Annotated in this window: 17 protein-coding genes; 2 read left to right on the top strand and 15 right to left on the bottom strand. The window is 49.7% G+C overall.

What is annotated here, in order from left to right:
* Positions 1–220: 220 nt before the first annotated feature.
* From ABIA61_RS10690 to ABIA61_RS10680, 3 genes are all read right to left on the bottom strand, one after another.
* On the bottom strand, positions 221–1,639 hold the full coding sequence (locus tag ABIA61_RS10690) for a YfcC family protein (RefSeq protein ID WP_404580708.1): 1,419 nt from the start codon (positions 1,637–1,639) through the stop codon (positions 221–223).
* Positions 1,636–2,856, bottom strand: coding sequence for a M20 family metallopeptidase (locus ABIA61_RS10685; RefSeq protein WP_404580707.1), 1,221 nt, complete (start codon positions 2,854–2,856; stop codon positions 1,636–1,638). Before ABIA61_RS10685 ends, ABIA61_RS10690 begins: the two co-directional genes overlap by 4 nt.
* 195 nt (positions 2,857–3,051) lie before the next feature.
* Positions 3,052–3,984 (bottom strand): LysR family transcriptional regulator, encoded by a 933-nt coding sequence (locus ABIA61_RS10680; protein WP_404580706.1) that lies wholly within the window; start codon positions 3,982–3,984, stop codon positions 3,052–3,054.
* A gap of 185 nt (positions 3,985–4,169) precedes the next feature.
* On the opposite strand from ABIA61_RS10680, the gene ABIA61_RS10675 reads away from it, so the two are divergent.
* The gene (locus ABIA61_RS10675; RefSeq protein ID WP_404580705.1) at positions 4,170–4,721 is read left to right on the top strand and encodes an AraC family ligand binding domain-containing protein; all 552 of its coding nucleotides are present in this window, start codon (positions 4,170–4,172) and stop codon (positions 4,719–4,721) included.
* Between the two features lie 161 nt (positions 4,722–4,882).
* On the opposite strand, the gene ABIA61_RS10670 is transcribed toward ABIA61_RS10675, so the two are convergent.
* The 5 genes from ABIA61_RS10670 to ABIA61_RS10650 are packed head-to-tail and all read right to left on the bottom strand — an operon-like array spanning position 4,883 to position 10,432.
* On the bottom strand, positions 4,883–5,932 hold the full coding sequence (locus ABIA61_RS10670) for an ABC transporter ATP-binding protein (RefSeq protein ID WP_404580704.1): 1,050 nt from the start codon (positions 5,930–5,932) through the stop codon (positions 4,883–4,885).
* Complete coding sequence (locus ABIA61_RS10665) at positions 5,929–7,683, bottom strand: ABC transporter permease (RefSeq protein WP_404580703.1); 1,755 nt, start codon at positions 7,681–7,683, stop codon at positions 5,929–5,931. The genes ABIA61_RS10670 and ABIA61_RS10665 overlap by 4 nt, the downstream gene beginning before the upstream one ends.
* Before the next feature lie 18 nt (positions 7,684–7,701).
* Positions 7,702–8,748: an ABC transporter substrate-binding protein gene (locus tag ABIA61_RS10660; RefSeq protein ID WP_404580702.1), complete on the bottom strand. Its 1,047-nt coding sequence runs from the start codon at positions 8,746–8,748 to the stop codon at positions 7,702–7,704.
* A gap of 58 nt (positions 8,749–8,806) precedes the next feature.
* A complete protein-coding gene (locus ABIA61_RS10655; RefSeq protein WP_283654820.1) occupies positions 8,807–9,673 on the bottom strand; it encodes a Cof-type HAD-IIB family hydrolase in 867 nt (288 codons plus the stop codon).
* A 24-nt stretch (positions 9,674–9,697) separates the two neighbouring features.
* Positions 9,698–10,432: an MBL fold metallo-hydrolase gene (locus ABIA61_RS10650; protein WP_404580701.1), complete on the bottom strand. Its 735-nt coding sequence runs from the start codon at positions 10,430–10,432 to the stop codon at positions 9,698–9,700.
* Positions 10,433–10,674: 242 nt separating this feature from the next.
* Between ABIA61_RS10650 and ABIA61_RS10645 the strand changes: the two genes are divergently transcribed.
* Entirely contained in the window at positions 10,675–11,628 is a 954-nt protein-coding gene (locus ABIA61_RS10645; protein ID WP_283654818.1) for a sugar-binding transcriptional regulator, read from the top strand.
* A gap of 69 nt (positions 11,629–11,697) precedes the next feature.
* Here the strand turns inward: ABIA61_RS10645 and ABIA61_RS10640 are convergent, their stop codons facing one another.
* The 7 genes from ABIA61_RS10640 to ABIA61_RS10610 form a co-directional block, all read right to left on the bottom strand.
* The gene (locus ABIA61_RS10640) at positions 11,698–14,925 is read right to left on the bottom strand and encodes a DUF5704 domain-containing protein (protein ID WP_404580700.1); all 3,228 of its coding nucleotides are present in this window, start codon (positions 14,923–14,925) and stop codon (positions 11,698–11,700) included.
* A gap of 4 nt (positions 14,926–14,929) precedes the next feature.
* Positions 14,930–15,874, bottom strand: a complete 945-nt coding sequence (locus tag ABIA61_RS10635; RefSeq protein WP_404520430.1) for a copper amine oxidase N-terminal domain-containing protein — start codon at positions 15,872–15,874, stop codon at positions 14,930–14,932.
* 436 nt (positions 15,875–16,310) lie between these two features.
* The gene (locus tag ABIA61_RS10630; protein WP_404520432.1) at positions 16,311–18,635 is read right to left on the bottom strand and encodes a glycoside hydrolase family 127 protein; all 2,325 of its coding nucleotides are present in this window, start codon (positions 18,633–18,635) and stop codon (positions 16,311–16,313) included.
* A 67-nt stretch (positions 18,636–18,702) separates the two neighbouring features.
* Complete coding sequence (locus ABIA61_RS10625) at positions 18,703–19,926, bottom strand: NAD(P)/FAD-dependent oxidoreductase (protein WP_404520433.1); 1,224 nt, start codon at positions 19,924–19,926, stop codon at positions 18,703–18,705.
* Positions 19,923–20,258 (bottom strand): (2Fe-2S)-binding protein, encoded by a 336-nt coding sequence (locus tag ABIA61_RS10620; RefSeq protein ID WP_283654813.1) that lies wholly within the window; start codon positions 20,256–20,258, stop codon positions 19,923–19,925. Before ABIA61_RS10620 ends, ABIA61_RS10625 begins: the two co-directional genes overlap by 4 nt.
* A complete protein-coding gene (locus tag ABIA61_RS10615; RefSeq protein WP_404520434.1) occupies positions 20,255–20,566 on the bottom strand; it encodes a (2Fe-2S)-binding protein in 312 nt (103 codons plus the stop codon). Before ABIA61_RS10615 ends, ABIA61_RS10620 begins: the two co-directional genes overlap by 4 nt.
* Positions 20,559–21,995 carry an aldehyde dehydrogenase family protein gene (locus tag ABIA61_RS10610; RefSeq protein ID WP_404520435.1) on the bottom strand — a complete coding sequence of 479 codons (1,437 nt, stop codon included), beginning with the start codon at positions 21,993–21,995 and terminating at the stop codon, positions 20,559–20,561. Before ABIA61_RS10610 ends, ABIA61_RS10615 begins: the two co-directional genes overlap by 8 nt.
* Between the last annotated feature and the right edge of the window lie 15 nt (positions 21,996–22,010).

The following is a 22,010-nucleotide window of genomic DNA, read 5'->3' as shown; positions in this document are numbered from 1 at the left end:
TCAATTGTGTTGTGATGACAAGCAAATACCCAAAATGATTGCGCTTACATAATTTAAATTCCTTATTATTATAGTTTTGCCGTTCTTCCAAAAGCGTTTAAATATCCGGGGATTTCTCTTCACAAATCCGTGTTGTTTGCCGTTTCACATAAAACAGCCCCCACCAAGCCTATACGAACACGGCAAGATGAGGGCTGAAAAGTATTTACAGAGTTATAGTTTAGTGATATCCGATAATTTGGGCGACAACTACGAATACTGCACCCAGTACGAACCAGACAGCCAGTAGCGGCCAAAAGAAGCGAACCCATTTCTGATACGGAATGCCCGATACAGCCAAGCTTCCCATTAAGGCTGAGGAAGTAGGCAAAATCATGTTCGAAAATCCGTCTCCCAATTGGAAGGCAAGCACCGTCGTCTGCCGTGTAATGCCGAGCAGATCGGACAGCGGCACCATAATCGGCATCGTCGTTGCGGCCATTCCCGAACCGGAGGTGATGAATACGTTCATAATGTTTTGGAACACATACATACCCAGCACTTGTACCGATTCAGGCAAATGTCCCACCATGATAGCAAGGCTGTTAACGATGGAATCAATCACATTGCCGTGATCCAGTACAACCACGATGGAACGTGCAAAACCGATAATCAGCGCACCATAGGTGATATCCTTGGCCCCTTTGGCAAACTCTGTCGCAATGCGACTTGGCCCGTAGCCTGCGCAAAAGCCGGAAATGACTCCCATCGAAAGAAACAGGGCAGCCAGTTCTTCCATCCACCAATCCTTTTTGGACACTCCCCAGATCAACATCGCGAAGCTTACTACAACGGTCAAAATGATCAGGATATGCTTAAGCTGTATGGAAGGCAGATTGGATAGATCCACTGGCTTGTCTTCAGCGCTCTTTTCCAATTCGTAAACAAGGCTGCTTTCCGGGCTTTTCTTCACTTTACTGGCATAACGCATAATATATAAGCTCGTAATGACGATCAGGATGACCAACAGGATGGCACGAAGCCACAGCCCTGAAAAAATAGGAATTTGCGCAATCGCCTGTGCCAAGCCGACATTAAACGGATTCAGCAGCCCGGCAGTAAATCCACAGGAAGCCCCCAGTGAAATCATGGCCGTACCCGTCATCGCATCAAATTTCAACGCCCGGGCGATAGCAATACCAATCGGCACGAATACCATAACCTCGGTGGACATGCCCATCGTAAAACCGCCCACGGAAAACAGGGTAATAAACACCGGAATCACCCATATACCTTTGTTGGAAAAAGATCTCGCGACTCTTCCAGTCACAGCCTCAATCGTCCCCGAGGACGTAATAATCTGAAAAACACCGCCGATGATCAGAATGAAAAAGACCACATCGGCAGAATCGACCAGACCGGATACGATGGATTTCGGAATATCCCACAGCGTAACCGGATTGGGATCGACATGAGCGTACGAACCGGGAATGAGAAGCGTTTTGCCGGTTGTTTCATTTTTAACCCGTTCAAACTCTCCGGCGGGCACGATATAGGTCAATATCCCGGCCACTAAGGTCAGAAAAATAAGAATGACAAAGGTATGCGGCATTTTCAGCCATTTTTTCGGGCCGCTCGGTACGGCCGTATTGCTACTCATTCGGATGCTCCCCCGTTTCTCTGCGCTTGCCACTGTTCAAATTCAGTCCGTACCTCTCTCAAAGCCACCGGATCGGTCACTAGATCATACGCCGTCAAGGCCAGCGCTTTGGCGGCATAGTTCATTTCAATCATGCCTTCCTCCGCTCCCGCAAGCTGAGCAAATTCCGGCGTATGCGTGGATGCGTCACCCAATCGGATGTAAGGATGAATCGCTGCGGTAATCTGACTGACATTGCCGATATCCGACGAACCGATCCCCCCTTGCGCAGGCGGCTCGTGTACCTCCAGACCGAGCTGCTCCAGATTGTTCTGGAACAAAGCGGCCAGCTTCTTGTTCGTATTGCGCTCCGCATAAATAAGTCCCTCGGCAATGTCCACGGTGGCGCCCATGCCTTCTGCCGCCGCACGAACAGCGCGATACACCTTGCTCCGCACTTCTGCCAGGCCGACAACGGTTTGCGCCCGCAAAATAAATACGGCCTCGCACAGCTCCGGCACAACATTCGGGGCATCTCCGCCCTTTGTAATAATGCCGTGGATACGCACGTCGCTGGTGACGAACTGGCGAACTGAATTAATCGCCACAAAGGCATTAATCATGGCATCCAGTGCGCTGATGCCCTTCTCTGGGGAGGAAGCGGCATGGGCCTGCTTGCCATGAAACGTAAACGTGGCATCCACGCAAGCCAATCCACCGCGCAAAACCATCGTTTTGCTCTGCGGATGCACCATCATTACGGCGTCAATGCCGTCGAACACGCCATGCTCGCACATGATGATTTTGCCGCCGCCTTCCTCCTCGGCTGGTGTGCCTAGCACCACGATGCGTCCGGAAAGATCCGGCATCGCTTCCTTCAGAGCTATAGCGGCCCCCACTGATGCGGTACAAATCAGGTTGTGTCCGCAGGCATGTCCGATGGCTGGAAGTGCATCATATTCAGCCAGCAGAGCGATTGTGGGTCCGCCGGATTTCCCTTCCCATACCGCACGGAAGGAGGTTTCCAGTCCGGCAATGCCTTTTTCCACAGCAAAACCAGCCTGTTCCAGTGTATTGGTGAGCCAGCCCTGTGCCTGATATTCATGAAAGCTTAGCTCAGGATGTTTATGTATCGTTCGGGCAAGCTCCCGTAATTCGTGATCCTTCGCATCTACAGCCTTCATAATCTCTTCATGGAATGGCGTTTTGCCATTATGTCCGTTCGTTGTTGAGTTCATCAATGGAATGCCGCCTTTCATTCGTCAAAACGAATAAATATACAATCAATATTCAACATTGTATAAGCGAATGCCAGTGAAGTAAATTTAATATTTTTTGGGTTTATCCTTAAAATTATTTTATATATGACATGACATCTCTTGAAATACGCCATTTTTAACCAAAAATTACGTATATTCGCTGCCCTCATCACGTCAAGACTGGAGCATCCATTCTATAAATCTCTCCACTGCCATAAGGTGGCTAGATTTATTTTTATACAACATCCATGTTCGACGCAGGACAGGCTCCCCGTTCTTACGAACTAAGTTAAATGCATATAATTCATCCTTTGGAGAGACAAATATTTCGGGTACGATGGAATATCCCAGTCCGTGTCGGACCATTTCCTTGCAGGTTTCGTAGCTGTCCACCTCCATGGAAACCCGTGGCGGCCTGCCCAACATTTCACTCCACCACGCCTGCACCGATTCGTTAAACGAGGAATACATGTGGCCGGAAAGCTGCGGTTTGCCCGGGTCCTTATAACGAATCAGCGGAAGCTCCGGCAATTGCCCAAGCTCTACAGCTTCTTTGGAGATCACGCAAATATGCTCCTCATGAAGAAGATGCTTTCCCTCAGACCAAGGGTAATCATTGCGAATGACACCCAGATGAATTTCATCTCCGCGAAGCATTTCATAAATTTCTGCGCTGAGTCCGCAGGTAACGGAAAATTGCACATCAGGATAAATATCCTTGAAGCTCTTTAAGATCGGCGGAAGCCGATAATGCCCGTAGTAGCTTGAAATCCCTAACCGGAGTGTCCCTTTTACCTCGCCTCTCAGGTGAATAACGGCTTCTTTTAATTCGGTCAATTCTCTCAAATTTCGTTTGGCATACTCAGCCAATCTTTCCCCTTCCATGGTCAGCTTCGTTCCTCTGTTCCCGCGTACGATAATCGGCACCCCGAACTCCTTTTCCAATTGGTTCAGACGGTAGGTCAAGGCGGGTTGTGTAATATACAAACGCTCGGCGGCACGTTTCAGACTATGTTCTTCTGCAATGTAGCACAACATCAGGCAATCCTTTTCATCCATCATCGTCACTCCTTTCGTTATATTGTTCCCTTGTTCATCCGTTCCCAAATTCTCCGCAGGAAAAAAGCCCACAGACGTATCGGTCTATTATACCGCACGAAGGGCTTGGGCAAAGACCCGGTTAAACGATAGAACTAACATCATTAAAACAATTTGTGTAAAAAAATTTATTAATAAGGAGATTTGTTATATATGAAAGACAGGATTTCCAATCCAAATTGGAGGTGCTGTGCGTGATCTCACATGTATTACACTTTGTGACTCCGCCGATCCCTTATTTTGTTGACTGCGGTCGTGCCACTTATCCTGTTGGTGAATCTCATATTAGTCGAAGTAATATCGGGGCGTTTGATCTGATCGTCGTCGTTGAGGGAAATCTGTCTATCGATGAAAACGACAAGGAATGGACACTGACCGCAGGCGATGCTCCCACTCTCAGGCCGGATGCCGATCATTATGGTGCAGCCTCTTGCCCGGTACATACGGAAATTTTTTGGATTCATTTTCAGACCTACGACAGTTGGAGAGAATGTGCGAATATGGACGAATGTCTAGACAGTGAGACACATCTACTTCAAAAACATACTAAAAGCATGCTCAAGGTATATGGTATGACCCCGATGGAATTTTTGCTGCAAACCCCATGGTCCATTGCCCGCATTTCAGAAGAAATCGGTTTTCATCATGCATCGCATTTTCGTCCTGTTTTTCCAGAAGAGAGGGCATTTCCCCTTCCCTGTTCCGCAAAAAGTTTGCCTATTCACGCTCGTAGTTTACCAATATGACGTATGTGCTCGCTATGAATGTATCGTATTTTACAGATAAATATATTGAAAAAAGCTCACCGATGGATAGAAGGAATCTCTCATCGAGTAAGCTTTTTTAGGCTAGCATTTTGCATAATTCGATTCCTAATGCTTCATGCAAAATGCTCAGGTTTGAAAAATCATTCCTCCAGCTCTGCACCAGAGGCAAGACTCAAGGATACCTTCTCATTTAACTGAAAGGACAAGGGCGATATGACCTCCCAATGTCGCGTACCGCTACGAATATTATAATGAAATTCTTTACCCTGAAACTGTACATTGGCAATTTCCGCCGGGATTCCCTGTTCACCCTCTCTTGCAAGAGAGAACTGATCAGGCCGCACAGGATACAGTCCATGTGTTTTAAAATACGTGCTAATCGGCAATCCCGACCATGCTGTATTCACGCTGCCTTCCGGTATAAAACGGTTATTGATCCACTGGCCTTCGACAAGGTTGGCTTTGGACACAAACTTGGCGACAAATTCGGTCTGCGGGCGCAAATAAATATCCTGTGGAGTACCTACTTGTTCAATACGTCCTTCCTTCATCACAACAATGCGGTCCGCCATAGCCAATGCCTCTCCCTGATCATGTGTTACATAAACAATTGCAGAGCCAGTTCTGCGGTGAACATCCTGTATTTCACGTCGCATATCCATACGAAGCATAGCATCCAGGCTGCTCAACGGCTCATCCATCAGCAACAGCGATGGCTCGGAGGCAATCGCACGCGCAATCGCCACCCGCTGTTTCTGACCGCCCGACAGCTCATGCGGCATACGGGAGGCCAAATGCGAAAGACCCGCAAGCTCCAGCACCTGCTCTACCCGCTCCTGCTCATGTTGCTTAATATGCGCAGGCGTTTCTTTGTGCGTACGGATTGGAAAACGAACATGCTCTGCCACATTCATATGTGGCCACAAGGCGAAGGACTGGAAAACCATGCCGATACGCCTTTTTTCCGGCGGTAACTGAATACCATTTCCGGCTACGATATTACCATTAATGCTGATGTGCCCGGAGCTAGGCTGCTCGAATCCGGCAAGGATACGCAGAAGTGTTGTTTTCCCGCACCCGGATGGTCCCAAAATCGCCACAAACTCGCCATCCTCAATGGTTAAATCAATCACATGAAGCGCCTGAGCGCTGGCAAAGGATTTGCTGATTTGTTTTATTTCAATACTCATGATCGCACTCCCTTACGTGTCGCCCATTTCTGAACAAGCAGCACAATGGCTCCCCCGGCCGCGATGAGAACGACGATCAGACTAGACAATGCAGTAGAATAAAGGGTCTCCCCGGCCTGCTCAAAACTGAATATGGTGACTCCTATCGTCTGTGAACCGGATGAATAAAGTAATGCTGACACAGTCAGCTCCGTCAATGCCGTCAGAAATACCAGTAGCCCTCCGGTCAAAATCCCCGGCAGCACCAGCGGAAGAAGAACCGCCGTCCACTTGCGCCAGAAGCCGGCTCCCGATATGCGTGCTGCCTCCTCCATAGAAGCATCCACCTGCATAAAAGCTGTAATACCGGAGCGAATCTGTAAAATCATAAAGCGGCATATATAGGCTATGAACAGAATACCCATGGTTCCATAAATTCCTGGATTCCAACCAGGAACGGGTTCCATCCAGACCAGTATCATGGATAAAGCAAAAACAATGCCTGGCAACGTATATGGAACGGCAGTGGCAAGCTCAGCTATCTTATTCAGGCGTGAAGGCTTGCGCACACGCATATAAGCGAAGCAGGAACCAATCAGCAGACAGACCAGCATCGTAATCAGTGATAGCGTCAGGCTATTCTGAATCGCTTGCCAAACTCTCGGATTTTCAAACAAAATGTAGCGATAATTGCCTAACGTCATATTGGACGCTGTCAGACCGAGTCCGTAGGCTTTTTTCAAAGACATCGACAGCATGGAAGACAGAGGCACTACCGTAACCAGCAGCAGAAAAGCCCATACTAATACAGATACCCCCTTGCTGGATTTACCCAGCGTATATCGAGGTGTATGATCCGGCTGGATGGTTTCCGAAGCGTGGCTTTTACGGAGCAGCAGCCATTGCAACAGGCTCCCCAGCACCGCCGCGAGTCCCAGTAACACAGACAGTGAAGCTCCACGCGCAAAGGCCGATGGACCGAACCCGATAATCTCCTCGTAGATCAATGTACTAAGTACCGATATGTTTACGGGTGTTCCCAAGAAAGCCGGGATGCCGAAATTGTCCATAGAAGCCAGAAATACCAGTAACCCCCCAGCCGTCAATCCAGGCAGAGACAATGGGAGTGTAATTCGGCGAAACGTTTCTATTTTACTAGCTCCCCCCGTTCTTGCTGCCCATTCCAGATCGCGGGGAATTTTTCTGAATACATCCAGCGTGAACATATACACTAATGGAAAATGATGAATCCCCATGACAAAGATAATACCGCCCATACTGTACATGCTCCAGGGCGTTAATCCAGGATCAAACCACTGTAATAGCTTGGCTACCCAGCCTTGCGTACCCATAAAGGAAGACCATGATAAGGTGAGTACGTAGGATGGTAAAATAAAGCACATTAAAATTGCCAAATGGAGTAGCCTCTTGCGAGGAATATCCGTATAAGCGATCAGCCAGGCGGACATGGCCCCGAGCGCGAGCGACAATACAGTAGAACCCGCCACGATCATTACTGTGCTACGTACTGTGTTCCAGAAGCGTTCCTGTTTCAGCAATCCTGAATAGTTCGCAAGCGACAAACCCTGTTCTCCCTGAAAACTGAGCAAGATCAGCTTCAGAATCGGAAGTACAAAAAATAGGAATACCGCTATAGCACCAAGCCCTGTGATCATTCCTTTTTTCCAAACTAACCGGGAGAGCACGGACAAAGGTTGTCGCCCTTGTCCGTATTTCAGTTGAGACTGCTCATACGGTTTTGTATTTTCCATCTTAATTCGTCCCATGCGTTATTGGCCAAACACTTTAATAAATTGCTGCTTGTCTGCTTCACGCTCGTCTGTCAGCTTCACAAGATCAGACGAGAGCACCTTCAAGTCCGATATCCCCTTCAAGCCTGCTGGAGCCGCAACACCTTTACGAATAGGCGCATAGCCAATTTCCGCAGCCAGCTTCTGCCCATCCTCCGACAACACAAAGTCCACAAAAGCCTGAGCTGCCGCCGTATTGTGCGCATCTTTCATAATTGCAATCGGCTCTGTGATGATTGGCACACCCTCTTCCGGATAGCTCAGCTCCACAGGTGAGCCCTTGGCCTTTTCCCGTGCAACCAGATAATCCACGACCATTCCGTAGGATTTCTCGCCGCTGGCTACCGCCTTCATGACAGCCCCGTTTCCTTTGATTACAGACATACCGTTATCCTTCATACTCTGGAGAAAATCCCAGCCAAAGCCTTCCGTACGGCTAAATACGCCCACATTATACGCTGCCGCACCTGAATAGAGCGGACTTGGCATAATGCTTGCATTCTTGCTATCTGAAGATGTAAGTATCTTCCAAGAGGTTGGAGCTGCGGTTACCTTTTGGGTATTGCTTGCCAGCACAGTTGCCAAGACTTTGGTCCCGGTATACATACCATCAGGGTCTGCAAGCTCTGTAGGAATGTTCGCCAGTTCAGGTGATTTGTAGGCTTGCAAAAGGTTCTCCTTTTTGAGACTTTCAAAGGTTACAGCATCAGCGAGCAGCAATATATCTGCCTGAGTCTGACCCGCTTGGCGTTCAGCCTGAATTTTGGCTGTGACCTCCTCTGTTCCAGAACGGAAAATGTTCACTTTAACATCTGGATACTTCTGATTGAATGCTGCTGTCAGCTTGGTTGCATCCTCTTCCGGCTGTGAGGTGTAGAAGGAAAGACTGCCTGAAATCCCCGTCGACGTTGCTGTGCTCTCACCGCTGCCCTCTGTAGACGTCTGTTGTCCCTGTGCCGAGCATCCACTAAATACGAGCAGTGCCGCCAAAGCGGGCCATACCAAGCTTTTTTTAATATTAATCACAGATGATCGCTCCCTTTGTGTATAAAATCTGATCGTTAATGTCGTGATGAACTTATAATTATGATCTGTTGAGCAAGTAACGGTGAATCGCCTCAGCCACTCCATCTTCGCTGTTGCTGCCTGTCACAACCCTGGCAATCGCCTTCACCTGCTCGTTAGCGTTGCCCATAGCGATACCAAGTCCTGCCCAACGCAGCATCTCGATATCATTATCATAATCACCTGCTGCTGCCACCTCGGAAGGAACAATGTCCTGCTCCCTGCACAGCTGTTCCAGTGCAACTCGCTTGCTGATTCCCGCTGCATTCACATCAAATCGACGACTGCCGGTTCGTGTCAGCTGGAATACACCCCAACTATGCAATTCAACATATAGCCGTTTCAGCACATCCCTGTCATCACATATGACAGCAGCCTTGTACAAAGGCTCGTCTGTGGATTCAATGAAATATTGCATGCTCTTTTCAATCGGCTCTACCCGAATTAGTGCAGTTTGATCCTTGTAATTTTCCTTAGTTAAAGCTTTATCCGGCTGAACTACCACGTTGGCGAGAGGCCAGCGGGTATTCATATCGTTAAGCTCCTGAACAAAAAGTTTATTGTAGCCGTAAAAATGTACGTACGCCCCGGCCCCATGTACAGCCTGCACCAGTTGGAATGCATCTGCTCTATGCAAAGGACTTCCAGCAAAAATATTTCCGGTTTCAGCGTCCAGCGTAACCGCGCCGTTCAGGGCAATCAGCGGGAAATTCATCCCTGCTGCTCTTGCATGCAGCCATACGGATGCCGGAAATCGTCCGGATGCGATAGTTACTTTTACACCAGCCTGCATGAGTGCTTGTATGGAATGCCTTGTTTCCGTCGTAATCATCTTGTCTGGATTGAGCAAGGTTCCGTCCATGTCAAGGGCGAGAAGTTTATACATGTAGCCGTTCCTCCATTTTCACAATTAGACCCAATACAGACGGGAGGGTTCAGGTAAATCGACAGGGCCACCAAAGGCTTGGCTCGCTTCCTGTCGCATCAGCTCCAGGTTACCGTCACCCGGCAGATGCACCAGGACGAGTTTTTTGACATTGGCCTGCCCGGCAATCATTCCAGCCTGAATCGCATCCATGTGGCCCGCCCCCGTAGTGTGTACACTGCCTTTACAGATGGTGGCCTCACATAAAAAGATGTCAGCATCCTTCGCCAGCTGGATTAAAGCATCACAATAAGATGTGTCACCGGAATATACGAGTACTTTGCCACGGTATGTGATCTTGACCGCATAGCAAGGTATCGTATGCTCTACAGGTACAAACTCTATTTCCGCCCCAGCCATATACAACTTCTTTTCCGGATCAATAACATGGATATCCGTATGCGTTTCATACAAGGAACTCAGCTTGTCAGCAGGTTCAGCCGGGGCATACAAAGCCAACCGGTGAGGCATACGTCCATTTCGGATTGCCCCTGTCGCTGCATATTGGAGAATCCCCATATCCGCCATGTGATCATGGTGCAAATGAGACAAAATAACCCCCGATAATTCCTCCACTCTCGTCTCAAAAGAAAAACGGCTCATCACTCCGCTACCGCAATCGAGCAAAATTTGCCCTTCTGCCGTGGTTACCAGATAACCTGCCGTTGCCCCACCAGCCGTGGGATATCCCCCCCAGTAGCCTAGTATTTTCACATTCATGTGTGCACCTCGACCCAGTTCTTGTTTCAGCTTTCCGCAATGTTTATTTAGGGGGTTGCCGATCCTTGGTTACAAATGTTACGAACAGTTACAATTGTAATCAGCCTCTATTTGGGCAGTGTTAAGCAAATGTCAAATCTAAGTAAAGCAAAAATAAGGTATTTTCACGTCGCTTGACTCTCTGCCAGATTCCAATTTATAGTGGGTGTGTGCGGCATTATTACGATAAAGGCGGACTATATGTGAACATAGAAGAACGCAAAATGTTGGTGAAGGTTTGCAAAATGTACTATTACGAATCATGGACGCAGGAAAAAATTGCAGAGAAGATCGGCGTATCAAGACCCATGATTTCCAAGATGCTGCATCGGGCACGCGAAGAGGGAATTATTGAAATCGTCATTCATGATGACGATCATGAAATCTCCACATTGGAGAAGGAAATCGAGCAGCTATTTAAGCTAAAGCAAGTGTTGGTCGTACCTACTAAAGATTTGAATAAAGAGATGCTTTCAAGTGCTGTCGGGAAGGCCGCAGCCCAATTTGTTCTCAAGTTGATCAAGAATGGCGATCGCATCGGGGTTTCTTGGGGAAATACGTTATATCATATGGTCAGAGAGTTTCCAATAGAGAAAAAAGAGAACGTCAAAATCATTCCTCTGGTTGGCGGAACAGGCAATCATCGGAATGAGATGCATTCCAATCAGATCGCTTATGAGCTATCTAAAAAGCTCGGGGTCACATGCGACACACTGTATGCACCCGCCGTCGTAGAAACGGAAGAATTAAAGAACCAAATCATTCAACTTCCCAATATTGCTGAGGTTTTGAAGGAAGGAGAACAAATTGATCTGGCGCTGGTTGGCATCGGCAATCCGTTCTCCATGTCCACCATGGAAAGATCCGGTTATTTAAATGAGCAGGTACTCACCGAATTGAAAGCGATGCACATTGTCGCCGATATCAATTCCCGGTTCATTAACCGGGATGGTAAGGTCAATGAGCATCCAATTAATAATAAAGTCATCGGGTTGGGACTGGATCAATTGAAAAAGACAAAAACCGTCGTGGGTATGGCCTTTGGCCTGCACAAAATTGATTGCATCCTGGCTGCTTTAAGAGGTCGATTCATCAATATGCTCATTACAGATGAAGCAAGCGCGAAAATCATCGTGCAAGCTCAAAAAAGGATGTAAAAAACGGACAGTGGAATGATTTCCATTGTCCGTTTTTCGCAAAGAACCAATCAACTGTATTCCCCAGTTCTAATGTGGAACGAAGGAGCTGAAATCATCCCGGCTCGATTGATCCGCATGATAAAACACCACATCCCCATCCTGCAAATGAAAGGGTTGCCCGTACGGGTCTTTTACTTCTCTTCGGTAGCCTTCCATTTGCCACTGGTTCAGCAACGGGCCGTTAATATACTGCAAATGTGGATGCTCGGTATCCCCCTGACGGAGCGACTCCAAGTTGAATCGAACCACGATATAGCCCGTTTTCTTGAATATGCTCGCATGTTCGTTTAGCTCTCTGTGACGGCCTTCTTCACGTAAATCCGCCCCTTTAGGGACTGCGTACACATCAGCAGGCAGGCTGTATTCGCCGTACCAGCGCTGAATCGACGCATTGGCACGGTCAACATCGACCCCATCCGGCAGGTCCATCTTCGGACCGATCAAGGTACGGACCGCCGCAGGCAGCACCAGCCAATCATAGCGGCCGATCCATGTCTTGCTGCGCGTGATACGCTGGGCATAGAGGGAAACATAGCGTTCCAGCGTCGACTGGCTCCGCTGTGCTTCACTCAGCTCATGCTTGTATTGGTAGGCTGCTGTATCCTGCATTTCCTCCGTCGGTACATTGCGCAGCCGCTCATTCAAAATGACATATCGCTTCTCCCGATCCTCCGCCGATCCCAAGCGGATGAACTTGCGGCTTCCCGCATGTGTATACAGCTCCACCTCTTCTCGCTGACGACCATCTTTGCTCACCCAATAGAATGATGGCGTGATGCGGATACCATCCTTGGCGCTGAACATATTCCCTTTCGTTTTGAGGTCAAACTTGAAGTGGTAGCCTGTCTTGATCGCCACATTTTGGTAGCCTTCATGCGGATGACTGCCAGGGCGGACAGGCAAGGTAAACGGCTCCTGATTCCCCCTTGGCAGTCCGTCGATGTTCCCTAGTCCCGTCCAATAGGACAGACCACTATGCACCGGGCTTCCTTTGTGCTGTCGGAAAACCCGCTCCCAATGGTAGTCGGCAATATCCGTGATATGAAAATCATACATCCGTCCGATGACCTCGATCTCTACCCCATCATTCGCAACATGATGGGCAAGGTCCGTATTCGCATGGCGCTGTTCGGTGAACCCGTCCGGTGCGTTTTCCGCAATAGTTCGAAACTCGACGGCATAATTCCCTTCATCCACCCATACGGGCAAATAGAAGTCTGTGTCCAGTTGCCTTACCGGAATGTCGATCCAGGTTCCACGCGGATAGAACTGAGTTTTCCCCTTGTCGTACACATCGAACGGAAATCGCACCTGCTTGGTTCGCACATATTTGGCATACTCCCGATCACCATAGCCGGGAATATTCAGATGCGGGCCCGCCGTTGAAATCGTCACGCGGAAAGGACGTTCCAGAATGAGCGCCGATCGACCTTTCGTCGGTTGGGTTTTCTGGTTGTGGGCCGTATCGTCTGACACACTTGAAAGATTCACCACGGGCGTATGGACGGTCACGGTATTGATCCCTTGGATCGGCAAAATCTTATCTGCACCGCCATTGATATTTCCTTTGAGAATGGTATAGGTGATATCACCGCTACTAGGCGTATTGGGCTTATTTGTCTTGTGCTTTTCAATCACATGGCCCGGGCTGTACAGGGTATCCGGCCCGATTTTTACGGGTTCAGGGATTTTGCCAGGAGTAGGGCCCTTTTCCTTGACACGCTGGTGGTCCATGATCGTTTGACCGTTGAATTTCACGGTATCGTTCTCCACCTCTACGTCTGGTGTAGCCTTCTGGGCCACAGGCTCCAGTGACCTTTGTTCATTGGGCACCTTCGGCATACTCTTGCCGCCATAAATATAAAGTGAACCGCCGTCGATAATCCCCGGCGAAGGGGCCGGATAGTATTTCCCATTGGTCGCAGATTCCAGCGCTGGCGGCGTATAGTTACGCGGTGGAATCGTAATGCTTCCTCCCGGCAGAGCATAGTTGCGGAGCTGCGCGTTCTTGATGCCGTACACTTCGAGGTTGCCGATCGTCCAGTAAGAGTACGGTTTTACAATTTCGTATTTGTAATACTCCACGACCTTCATATGCCTGGTGTCGTTGATATCTTCCCATTCCAGATCATAAGTGCGCTTCAGCTTCACGTTGTAGGTACATTCGCCCTTGAGCTGCTGAAAGGTATTCTGGAACAGATAATTACGGGCCAGCACGTTTCCGTACAGGCTTTCGGAGGTTGGAATGCCCTTCGACACGTCGAAGCGTGACGCGCCTCGCTGATCGGCTTTGATCACAGCAGACACCATCGGGTCAAGGTATTTGTCCGACTGGCTGCCGCTAGGCGTAGGTCGAGTGCAGGTGACTCCTGTTGGGGGCTGCTCTATCGTCTCTATCTCCTTATAATATAAGTAAGCTGTAAACTGCTTGAAAGAGCCGTTATAGGTAAATCCGGGTACATTTCCCGGCAAAATGTCTCCGATGGGCGGATTACCCGTGGTACTCTTTTTGTATCCCACATACTCATATTTAGGATCGGTTGGCGGGGTGAAGTCATACGGTTGATCCGGTTTTAGCTCATCTTCGATTGGTGTAAATACGTTGTTAAGAGATTTTCCATCAGTAGTAAAATGCTTGACGATGAGTCCACTGTCCAGTTCGATCTTGAAGAGGATGGGCTGGTAGATACGCCAGGCTTCAACTTCTTTTGCGCAGGTGGGGCATGACTCTTCCTTGATGTTTTCAGCTCGTACTTCTGGATTCAACCTTATGTTTACTGTAATCGGAATAATCGTGGTATCCGTACCAATCCCTTTTTTCTGGAAAGTACGAACATCTTTGTCATAATCTGTGCCTTTACTCATCGAGTAGGCATATTGTTCGTAGTTATCAGAACGAGATTCTCTAAAATATTCCGGGTGATTCTCATTGTCATTTTTCGTATACAGGCTTGCTGTCACTGCCTTGATTTTACGACCCGGAAAACTAAATTTATAGGTGAATGTAGCTTCACCCTGCATGTTCTTATAAGGTTCCTTGCCGCCGTCTGTAACCCATTTCCCCGCAGTATTCTTCCACATGTCGAAGTACATCATGCCGACAAAGTAGCGGTCATTCTTATCTGCATAATAAGACAGCGGCGTAATTTCCGTGTCAGCTGTCGCCTTGTCCATAGGAAATGAAAAAGGTGGGAGCTGCAACAGTAGCAGTACCCCCACCAGCAATACGGCCAGAATGCGTTGTACCTTCTTCATACGCTTAATTACCTTTCCATGGGTTGACCATCATCGGAATATACTCCCTTGACGCTAATCCGAATGCAATATATTCAATGTCTTGGAGTTTAAAAGATTTGTAATTTTTTATGCTTTGAAAGAGTTCGTCTCCAGACGAATAAATTGGGTAATAGATCATCTTTGTACCATCCTCATTGTCTTTTGTCATTGCTCTAAAAGGAGCGCGAAGACGGGTATCATTGTATTTGGTAATGAAAAAAATGCTGCCTGCTGTAGACTTCGTTTTTACCCTTATTTGTAGATATGGTACGCCGCTAGGAGCCGTGTAAGGTTCAACAGAATAAATATCGTTCAGTAGCTTAATAGGCAAATCAGATTGCTTGAAGATCACTACTTTGTCGTACGGCTTACCTGCAACATCATCGATGAGGTTCGGTATCGAGTTAATCGCCTTCTTGTAAGGCTCAATGCTCACCGCCTGATGCCCCGTATCCTCCAGCGCGGCAATCTCCTTCTTCCCAATCCACACCCAGCGGCTGACCTTATCCCATTCCACCGTTTGCCCCAAGCCTTCACTTACTAGCCGTAATGGTACAAAAGTACGGTTCTGCTTCAAAATAATCTTCGTCTCATATGTTTTAGTCTGTCCATCCACGGTAGCCGTGTTCTGTCCAACCGTCATGTTGACCGCATGTGCGTCATTCTTAATCGACACAGCCAACTGGCCACCATTTTTCTCCCAGCCTACCTTAGCCCCCAGCGCTTCGGATACAAAACGAATCGGAACCATCACATAATCGTTCTCATCCTGAAAAGGCTTAGCATCCGGGAACTGTATTTTTTTCGCATTCAATAAGACTTCAATCGGTTTGGAACTGCTTGCTGCTTCCGTCGTTGGAATTGTACTTGTTGCTCCCCAAAGCAACGTGACTGTGGTCAAACTCAACACCCATTTTTTCATACTCATCTCTCTATCCCCTTTGTCTGCTTAAACTATGAACTATGTATATCAGCCCAAAGACCACGAATTTATCGCATCCCCACTTTCGGAAAATACTGGATACAACTTATATATTATATGGTTTCCCTATCACAAAATCTATAAGAAAAACTTCTAATATAAAGCCTTCTAAAAAAGCCAGACTACATTGACCAAAGTTTTATTCCCCTAATATCAGAAGACTAACTCCTTCAAGTAGTTACATTTCCCAAAAATCTCAACAAAAAAGGGCTGCCTCTCCCCTGTAAGGAAGAAACAGCCCGTGTGCTTCACGCGCAAAAAACGATGAATATATCAGTTCAAATCATAATGATTGTTCCAGCATCATCCAATATTTCTTTCATCATAAATCATAATCGACTAAAAATCAAACGTTACTTTTTCTCACAAAACATCTCAAATATCATTCATGCACACCTGAACTACCTGCTTGATATAGCTGCTCATACACATCTTTATTAACCATTCTCAGGCCAAACAATCTGCGAATACGCTGTCCCGGCTTGGCTTTGAAGGTTACTGTCGCTTTATCCTTGCCCTCCAGATATGCTGCCGGAATGGCGGCATTTACGTTGTAAAACTTGTCGGCCTCATCAAAGCCTTCACTAAAATGCTCAAGCGGATGACTGTTAATCAAAATATCAAAACCGCAGTTTGGCATTTCCAGCGTAGCTGTATAGGTGATGACCAACAGCATCAGAGCAGCCGGATCTGTATTCAGATCAAAAGAAAACCAGCCGTCAATGCCCGCATTTCGGTAAGGTCGGTTGTTTACATATCCGGTGCGAGTCGAAGCATCTCCCTGAAAGTTATGATCCCGCTCCGGCTGCATTTCTCCGGGTTGGGCGAAGTCAATCGTGCACTGCTCTAGAACAGCCAGCTTTTCACGTGCCGCTGTGTATTCCTTTTCTGCCTCCTGCCACGCTTCCGGTGTAAAGATGTCCCAATATACGGAATAGGTGCGGTCATGTATTTTATACAAAGGAGACAATTCCACATCCCGGGGGTGGCCTGCATCCAAAGTGCGAAATGTGTTCGTTTTGCCCTCCACGGGTTGTATCCAGGCATCCAGCTCATCCGTTTTGGGAATGAATACCGGTGTGTACAGGAAATCCTTGGCCTTGGGATCATCTATGGGACCGAGGTCCCCTGCCAATACCAGCGGTCCATACATAACAGCCGCCCGGTCAGGGTTATCCGGCATCTGCTCCAGTCTCAGCGACATCGGAATCGTCACCTCTACAACATCGCCGTCAATCCACGTTCTGGCGATAGAGACGAAGCTGCCCGGTTCCGATACGACCGCTTGCTCCTTGCCATTTACACGGATGGTGATCCCTTTTTCAGCCCAATAAGGATAGCGGACGAGCAGCATAAATTTGGCAGGTTGATCACATTGAATTTCCAGCGTCGTATGATCGGTATAAGGATAGGACGTGCTTTGTTTTAACGTAACGCCTGTGTCTTTCCATTCCAGCGTGGAAGCAATGAACTGATTGACATACAGCTTATCGTGATCGTGAAAATAAATGCCGCTGCCGTAGCTCGCATGGTTTTCCATCCCTGTCCCAACGCAGCATGTAAAATCATCAAACTTGCTTTCAAAATGCTTGTGTCCACCCATCGCCAGCGACAGAAAATACGTTACACCCCCCTGAACCGGGTCCTGAGAGGCCAAAATATGATTAAACAAACCCCGCTCATAAAAATCTGCCTCCTTAGCGGATACATTCCACTGAAACAGATGGTTGGTCAGCTTGAGCATATTATAGGTGTTGCACGTCTCCGTCGTATGCGGCCCGATGCGATCATTTAAACCACCCGGCGCTCCAAAATATTCTCCAAAGCTATTGCCGCCAATCACATACGAATGATGATCCACCACCCGATCCCAAAAAAACTCCACCGTCGCCCGGCGCTTCGTATCATTCGTCAGCTCATATTCCTTGGCAAGCCCGATCAGCTTCGGAATTTGCGTGTTGGCGTGAATCCCCTGTAAACAATCCTCCTGTGAGCTAAGCGGGTCCAGCACCAGCTTGTGCCAGAAGCACTCAGCCAGCCGCAAGTAGCTCTCTTCTCCAGTATCCGCGTACAAATCTGCTAATACTTCATTCATGCCTCCATATTCACAAAACATCATCTGCTGCATCTGTTCATCACTCATCGGCTTCAAAATACCCCCGAGCCAGTCCGCCAGCTTGCACTCTACTGCCAATGCCTTGTCACAGCCTGTTAAATGGTACGCATCACGCAGACCGGCGAACAACTTGTGCAATGTATACAGGGGAGCCCAGGCACCATTCAGGTCAAAGCCCTTCGAACGAATATTTCCGGCAGACACCTCTTCAAAAAGTTCTTTTCCCCCCGGAATGCCGGAAACATACCCGTCACCATGCGCTTCTTGACAAACGTCCAGCTCATCCGTAATGTAATGTACAATTTCTTTAAAACGGTCGTCGCCCGTCGAAGCATACATCATGGAGCAAGCGGACAAATAGTGTCCCAGTGTATGACCGGAAATAGACATGGCTTCCCAGCCTTCATATTGAGGCGCTTTGGGCGCAAGTCCGGCATATTCCCGAAAACGCGCCAGCAGACGGTCGGGTTGAAGCTCCAACAGATAGGATCGGTTCAGCTCCATCGCCTGCTTGAAGGGACCTTCAGCCAACACCACCTCGTTCAGTGCGAACGGTCTTGCTTTCATATGGGCTTTTGCTTGGAGTGTCATCTTCCGTTCCTCCTTTAAGGCGAATTTAGGATGTAAAAAGAAAGCGCATATCCAGTACAACCAGCCATTACACGCCGCTGCCAGTGGTTTGCCCCCACTGCTGGTACAGCTGCGTTCTCGCCTCTGTAATGCCGGGATGAAACTGGATCAGCGCGTTTTTCCTTGTAAAATGAACCTCACGGATCGCCTCCTGTACCCGCTGTTCCCCGTCGGCTCCGCTGAGGCCAGCGGCTTGAATCATGGAGGCGGCGGCTAATCGCCCTTGGGCCATGGCGACCAGCCCGCTTTCGATGCCGGTAATATTTCCGGCAACATACAGCCCCTTGAGCGAGGTTTCCATTCGCTCACCATGCAGTGGAACATGCCCGCCCAGCTCGGGGCTGTACACGAATTTGCACCCGGCTACTGCCGCCAGCTCGGCGAGCGGATACAATCCGCCGCTCAGCGCCACGAAGTCGGCGGGTTCGACGCGCTCGCTGCCGGGAATAGGCGAGCCGTCCGGTTTAACGTGGACCAGGGTCACAGATTCGACCCGGTCCTGCCCGTTGACGGACAGCACTGCCGTCCGCAAACGGATCGGGATATCCCACAGACGGAAACCTCTGTGGGGATAGCAGCGCGCGATGAGACCCTCCATCCGCATCGCTGCTGCCAGCCTGCCGCCTGCACGCATCCAGGCGGCGGGAGCCAACCCCGACAGCTGTAGCAGCAGCTTGGCGGAGGCTGTCGGATCTGCCGCCGTACCAGCCAGCGGATTGGCGCACGGCAGTGTAATCGCCGCCACCTTCACCCCGGCGACGGACAGCTCTCGGGCAATTGCCATGGACAGTACGTTCATGCCTACAATGATGCCACGTTCTCCCGGCTTGACGTAATGAACGTTGGTCATCACCTGCGCGGCCCCGATGGACATTACGCCCGGCAGCGTCCAGCCGTCTAGCGGAACGGGAATTTCGGCAGCCCCGGTCGCCAGCAATACATAATCGGCAGTGAACAATCCACGGGAGGTGGAAATTTCCCACGTTTTGGTATACTCCATGCCATGCACAGATACGCCGCAGCGGATGTCCACCCCAAGCTCCACGCAACGGGTAATCAGCTCATCCGATACGTGTTTTCCGACCCACCAGCCTTTGCTGCCTTCCTCATGATACTGTCCGGGCATACGTCCACCCGGCTCCGTAAATTCATCCAGCACAGTGACGGGCAACCCTTGCTCAGCGGCCGATGCCGCTGCGGACAATCCGGCGGGTCCCGCGCCAATGACGATGAGATACGCCATTTTATTCATGTCACAATTCTCCCTGTGATTTCATTGGAAAGCTGACGCCCGGTTTCCACCACCATACCTTCCTCCAGCTTGGTCAGACAGGAACGGACGGTACCGAGCGGATGAACCGTCAGGCGGCATTCGTTACAGTGCCCAATGGCGCAATATATACCTCTGGCTGTGCCGGATTCCTCATGCCTTCTCAGCAAACGCACACCGCTTGCCAGCAGCGCAGCCGCGAGTGGCTCTCCGGCCAAGCCCTGCATGGGGCGGCCGTCGAAAACGAAAGGCACCTGTCGCCGCTCCGGCTTCGTCCCCAGAATAGGATGATTCACAATACGCGCACGATTCATAGGGAACCTCCCTCTGCCAACTGACCGAACGTTACGGGACGCACCGGGGGTCTTTGTGATAACAGCTCCGCCTCCCGGCGGGCAGCGGGATACTGACTGTAAAACCACGACTCCACCAATTGTCGGCATACCCTGCCCTGACACGCCCCCATCGTGACTCGCGTAGCCATTTTAAGCTGGCGCACCGTATCCACTCCCATGCGGCAGGCCTGCTCCAACTGCGCCATACTCACTTCTTCGCAGCGACATACGAGCAAATGACCTGACGCCCCAACCGTCTCGCTCTGCCCCGCCGCCCGCTTATTCATAGCTGATCGCGCAGGTTTTAATGGCTGAATAAAAATCCAGCGCCGCCTGCCCCTGTTCCCGGGTATGTGAGCTGGATCGCTTCAAACCGCCGAACGGGGCCTGATATTCGACACCAGCCGTTTCCTGATTAACCCGTACCATTCCGGCGTCCGCTTCATCCAGAAACCGATGGGCGAGCCGCAAATCGTGGGTGAATAGCGAGGCGCTCAACCCGTAAATGGAATCATTGCACAGCCGAATCGCATCATCGAAGTCGTCCGCCTGCACGACACCGATCACGGGTCCGAAAATCTCCTCCTGAATCAGCGGATGTGATGAATTCATCCCGGTCGCCACCAGCGGACGCACATAATACCCGTTATCTGTCCCGGCGGCGGCTCCGCCCTCAGCTAAAATATCTGCTTCCCGATGGGCCAGCGCGACATAGGACATGACCTTCTCGTACTGACCTGCGGATGCCACAGGTCCGAGATACGCGCCGGGGTCCAACGCCGGGGCTATCTGAATTTTTTCCACCGCTTGGCGCAATGCTTCCGTAAACGTTTCATAGACAGACCGTTCCACGATCACCCGGCTGGTTGCCGTACATTTTTGCCCGGCTGATCGGAAAGCTCCGCTGGCAATCATCGCCACCGCCTTCGCTATATCTGCATCCTTTAGCACAATAGCGGCATTTTTACCGCCCATCTCGGTCTGGTACTTGATGTTACGACGCGCGCATCGCTCGGCAATACCCAAACCTGTAGCAGTAGAACCCGTGAAGCTGACTGCATCCAATGCCGGATGCTCCAGCAGGACATCACCTATGCGGCTGCCCTGCCCGACGACAAGGTTCAGTACACCAGGTGGAAGCTGTACAGCTTCGAACAGTTCTGCCACCCGTACCGCAGTTAATGACGCATGTTCGGCAGGCTTCCAGATGACCGTGTTTCCACACAAGAGTGCAGGAGCGATTTTCCAGAGCGGAATGGCAACCGGAAAATTCCACGGCGTAATGACAGCCGTTACGCCCAGCGGAATGCGCTTCGTGTACTGGAGCACTCCCGGCTCATTCGAAGGGATAACCGTACCGATGGAACGTACGCCCTCTGCCGCATAGTATCGGAGCAGATGGACGCCTCGCATGACCTCTCCGCGCATCTCGGTAATCGGCTTTCCCATTTCACGGCTGGCCAGCTCAGCCAATTCGGGCAGACTCGCTTCCAGCAACCCGGCTGCTTTGAATAAATAAGCTCCCCGCGCTGCCGGACTTAATGCCGACCATCCCGTCTGTGCAAGCCGTGCAGCCTCCCCAGCCTGTGTAATATCGCCTGTATCTGAAAAATGGACGACACCCACCTCCTCTTTCAGCACGGAAGGATTGCGAACGACCATTTCTTCGCCTGAAGGACTCAGCCACTCACCGCCGATCCAATTTCGGCTCTCCATCGTCTTCACCTCCAT

The sequence above is a fragment of the Paenibacillus sp. RC21 genome (assembly GCF_044907935.1).
GTDB classification, from domain to species: Bacteria; Bacillota; Bacilli; order Paenibacillales; family Paenibacillaceae; genus Paenibacillus; species Paenibacillus terrae_A.
This window is presented reverse-complemented; position numbering and strand designations above follow the sequence as displayed.

What these genes read in the sequence shown, in the direction of transcription:
- ABIA61_RS10690 (WP_404580708.1), bottom strand. Translation starts at nt 1,639, where the DNA reads ATGAGTAGCAATACGGCCGTACCGAGCGGCCCGAAAAAATGGCTGAAA.
- ABIA61_RS10685 (WP_404580707.1), bottom strand. Translation starts at nt 2,856, where the DNA reads ATGAACTCAACAACGAACGGACATAATGGCAAAACGCCATTCCATGAA.
- ABIA61_RS10670 (WP_404580704.1), bottom strand. Translation starts at nt 5,932, where the DNA reads ATGAGTATTGAAATAAAACAAATCAGCAAATCCTTTGCCAGCGCTCAG.
- ABIA61_RS10665 (WP_404580703.1), bottom strand. Translation starts at nt 7,683, where the DNA reads ATGGAAAATACAAAACCGTATGAGCAGTCTCAACTGAAATACGGACAA.
- ABIA61_RS10655 (WP_283654820.1), bottom strand. Translation starts at nt 9,673, where the DNA reads ATGTATAAACTTCTCGCCCTTGACATGGACGGAACCTTGCTCAATCCA.
- ABIA61_RS10650 (WP_404580701.1), bottom strand. Translation starts at nt 10,432, where the DNA reads ATGAATGTGAAAATACTAGGCTACTGGGGGGGATATCCCACGGCTGGT.
- ABIA61_RS10640 (WP_404580700.1), bottom strand. Translation starts at nt 14,925, where the DNA reads ATGAAGAAGGTACAACGCATTCTGGCCGTATTGCTGGTGGGGGTACTG.
- ABIA61_RS10635 (WP_404520430.1), bottom strand. Translation starts at nt 15,874, where the DNA reads ATGAGTATGAAAAAATGGGTGTTGAGTTTGACCACAGTCACGTTGCTT.
- ABIA61_RS10630 (WP_404520432.1), bottom strand. Translation starts at nt 18,635, where the DNA reads ATGACACTCCAAGCAAAAGCCCATATGAAAGCAAGACCGTTCGCACTG.
- ABIA61_RS10625 (WP_404520433.1), bottom strand. Translation starts at nt 19,926, where the DNA reads ATGAATAAAATGGCGTATCTCATCGTCATTGGCGCGGGACCCGCCGGA.
- ABIA61_RS10620 (WP_283654813.1), bottom strand. Translation starts at nt 20,258, where the DNA reads ATGAATCGTGCGCGTATTGTGAATCATCCTATTCTGGGGACGAAGCCG.
- ABIA61_RS10615 (WP_404520434.1), bottom strand. Translation starts at nt 20,566, where the DNA reads ATGAATAAGCGGGCGGCGGGGCAGAGCGAGACGGTTGGGGCGTCAGGT.
- ABIA61_RS10610 (WP_404520435.1), bottom strand. Translation starts at nt 21,995, where the DNA reads ATGGAGAGCCGAAATTGGATCGGCGGTGAGTGGCTGAGTCCTTCAGGC.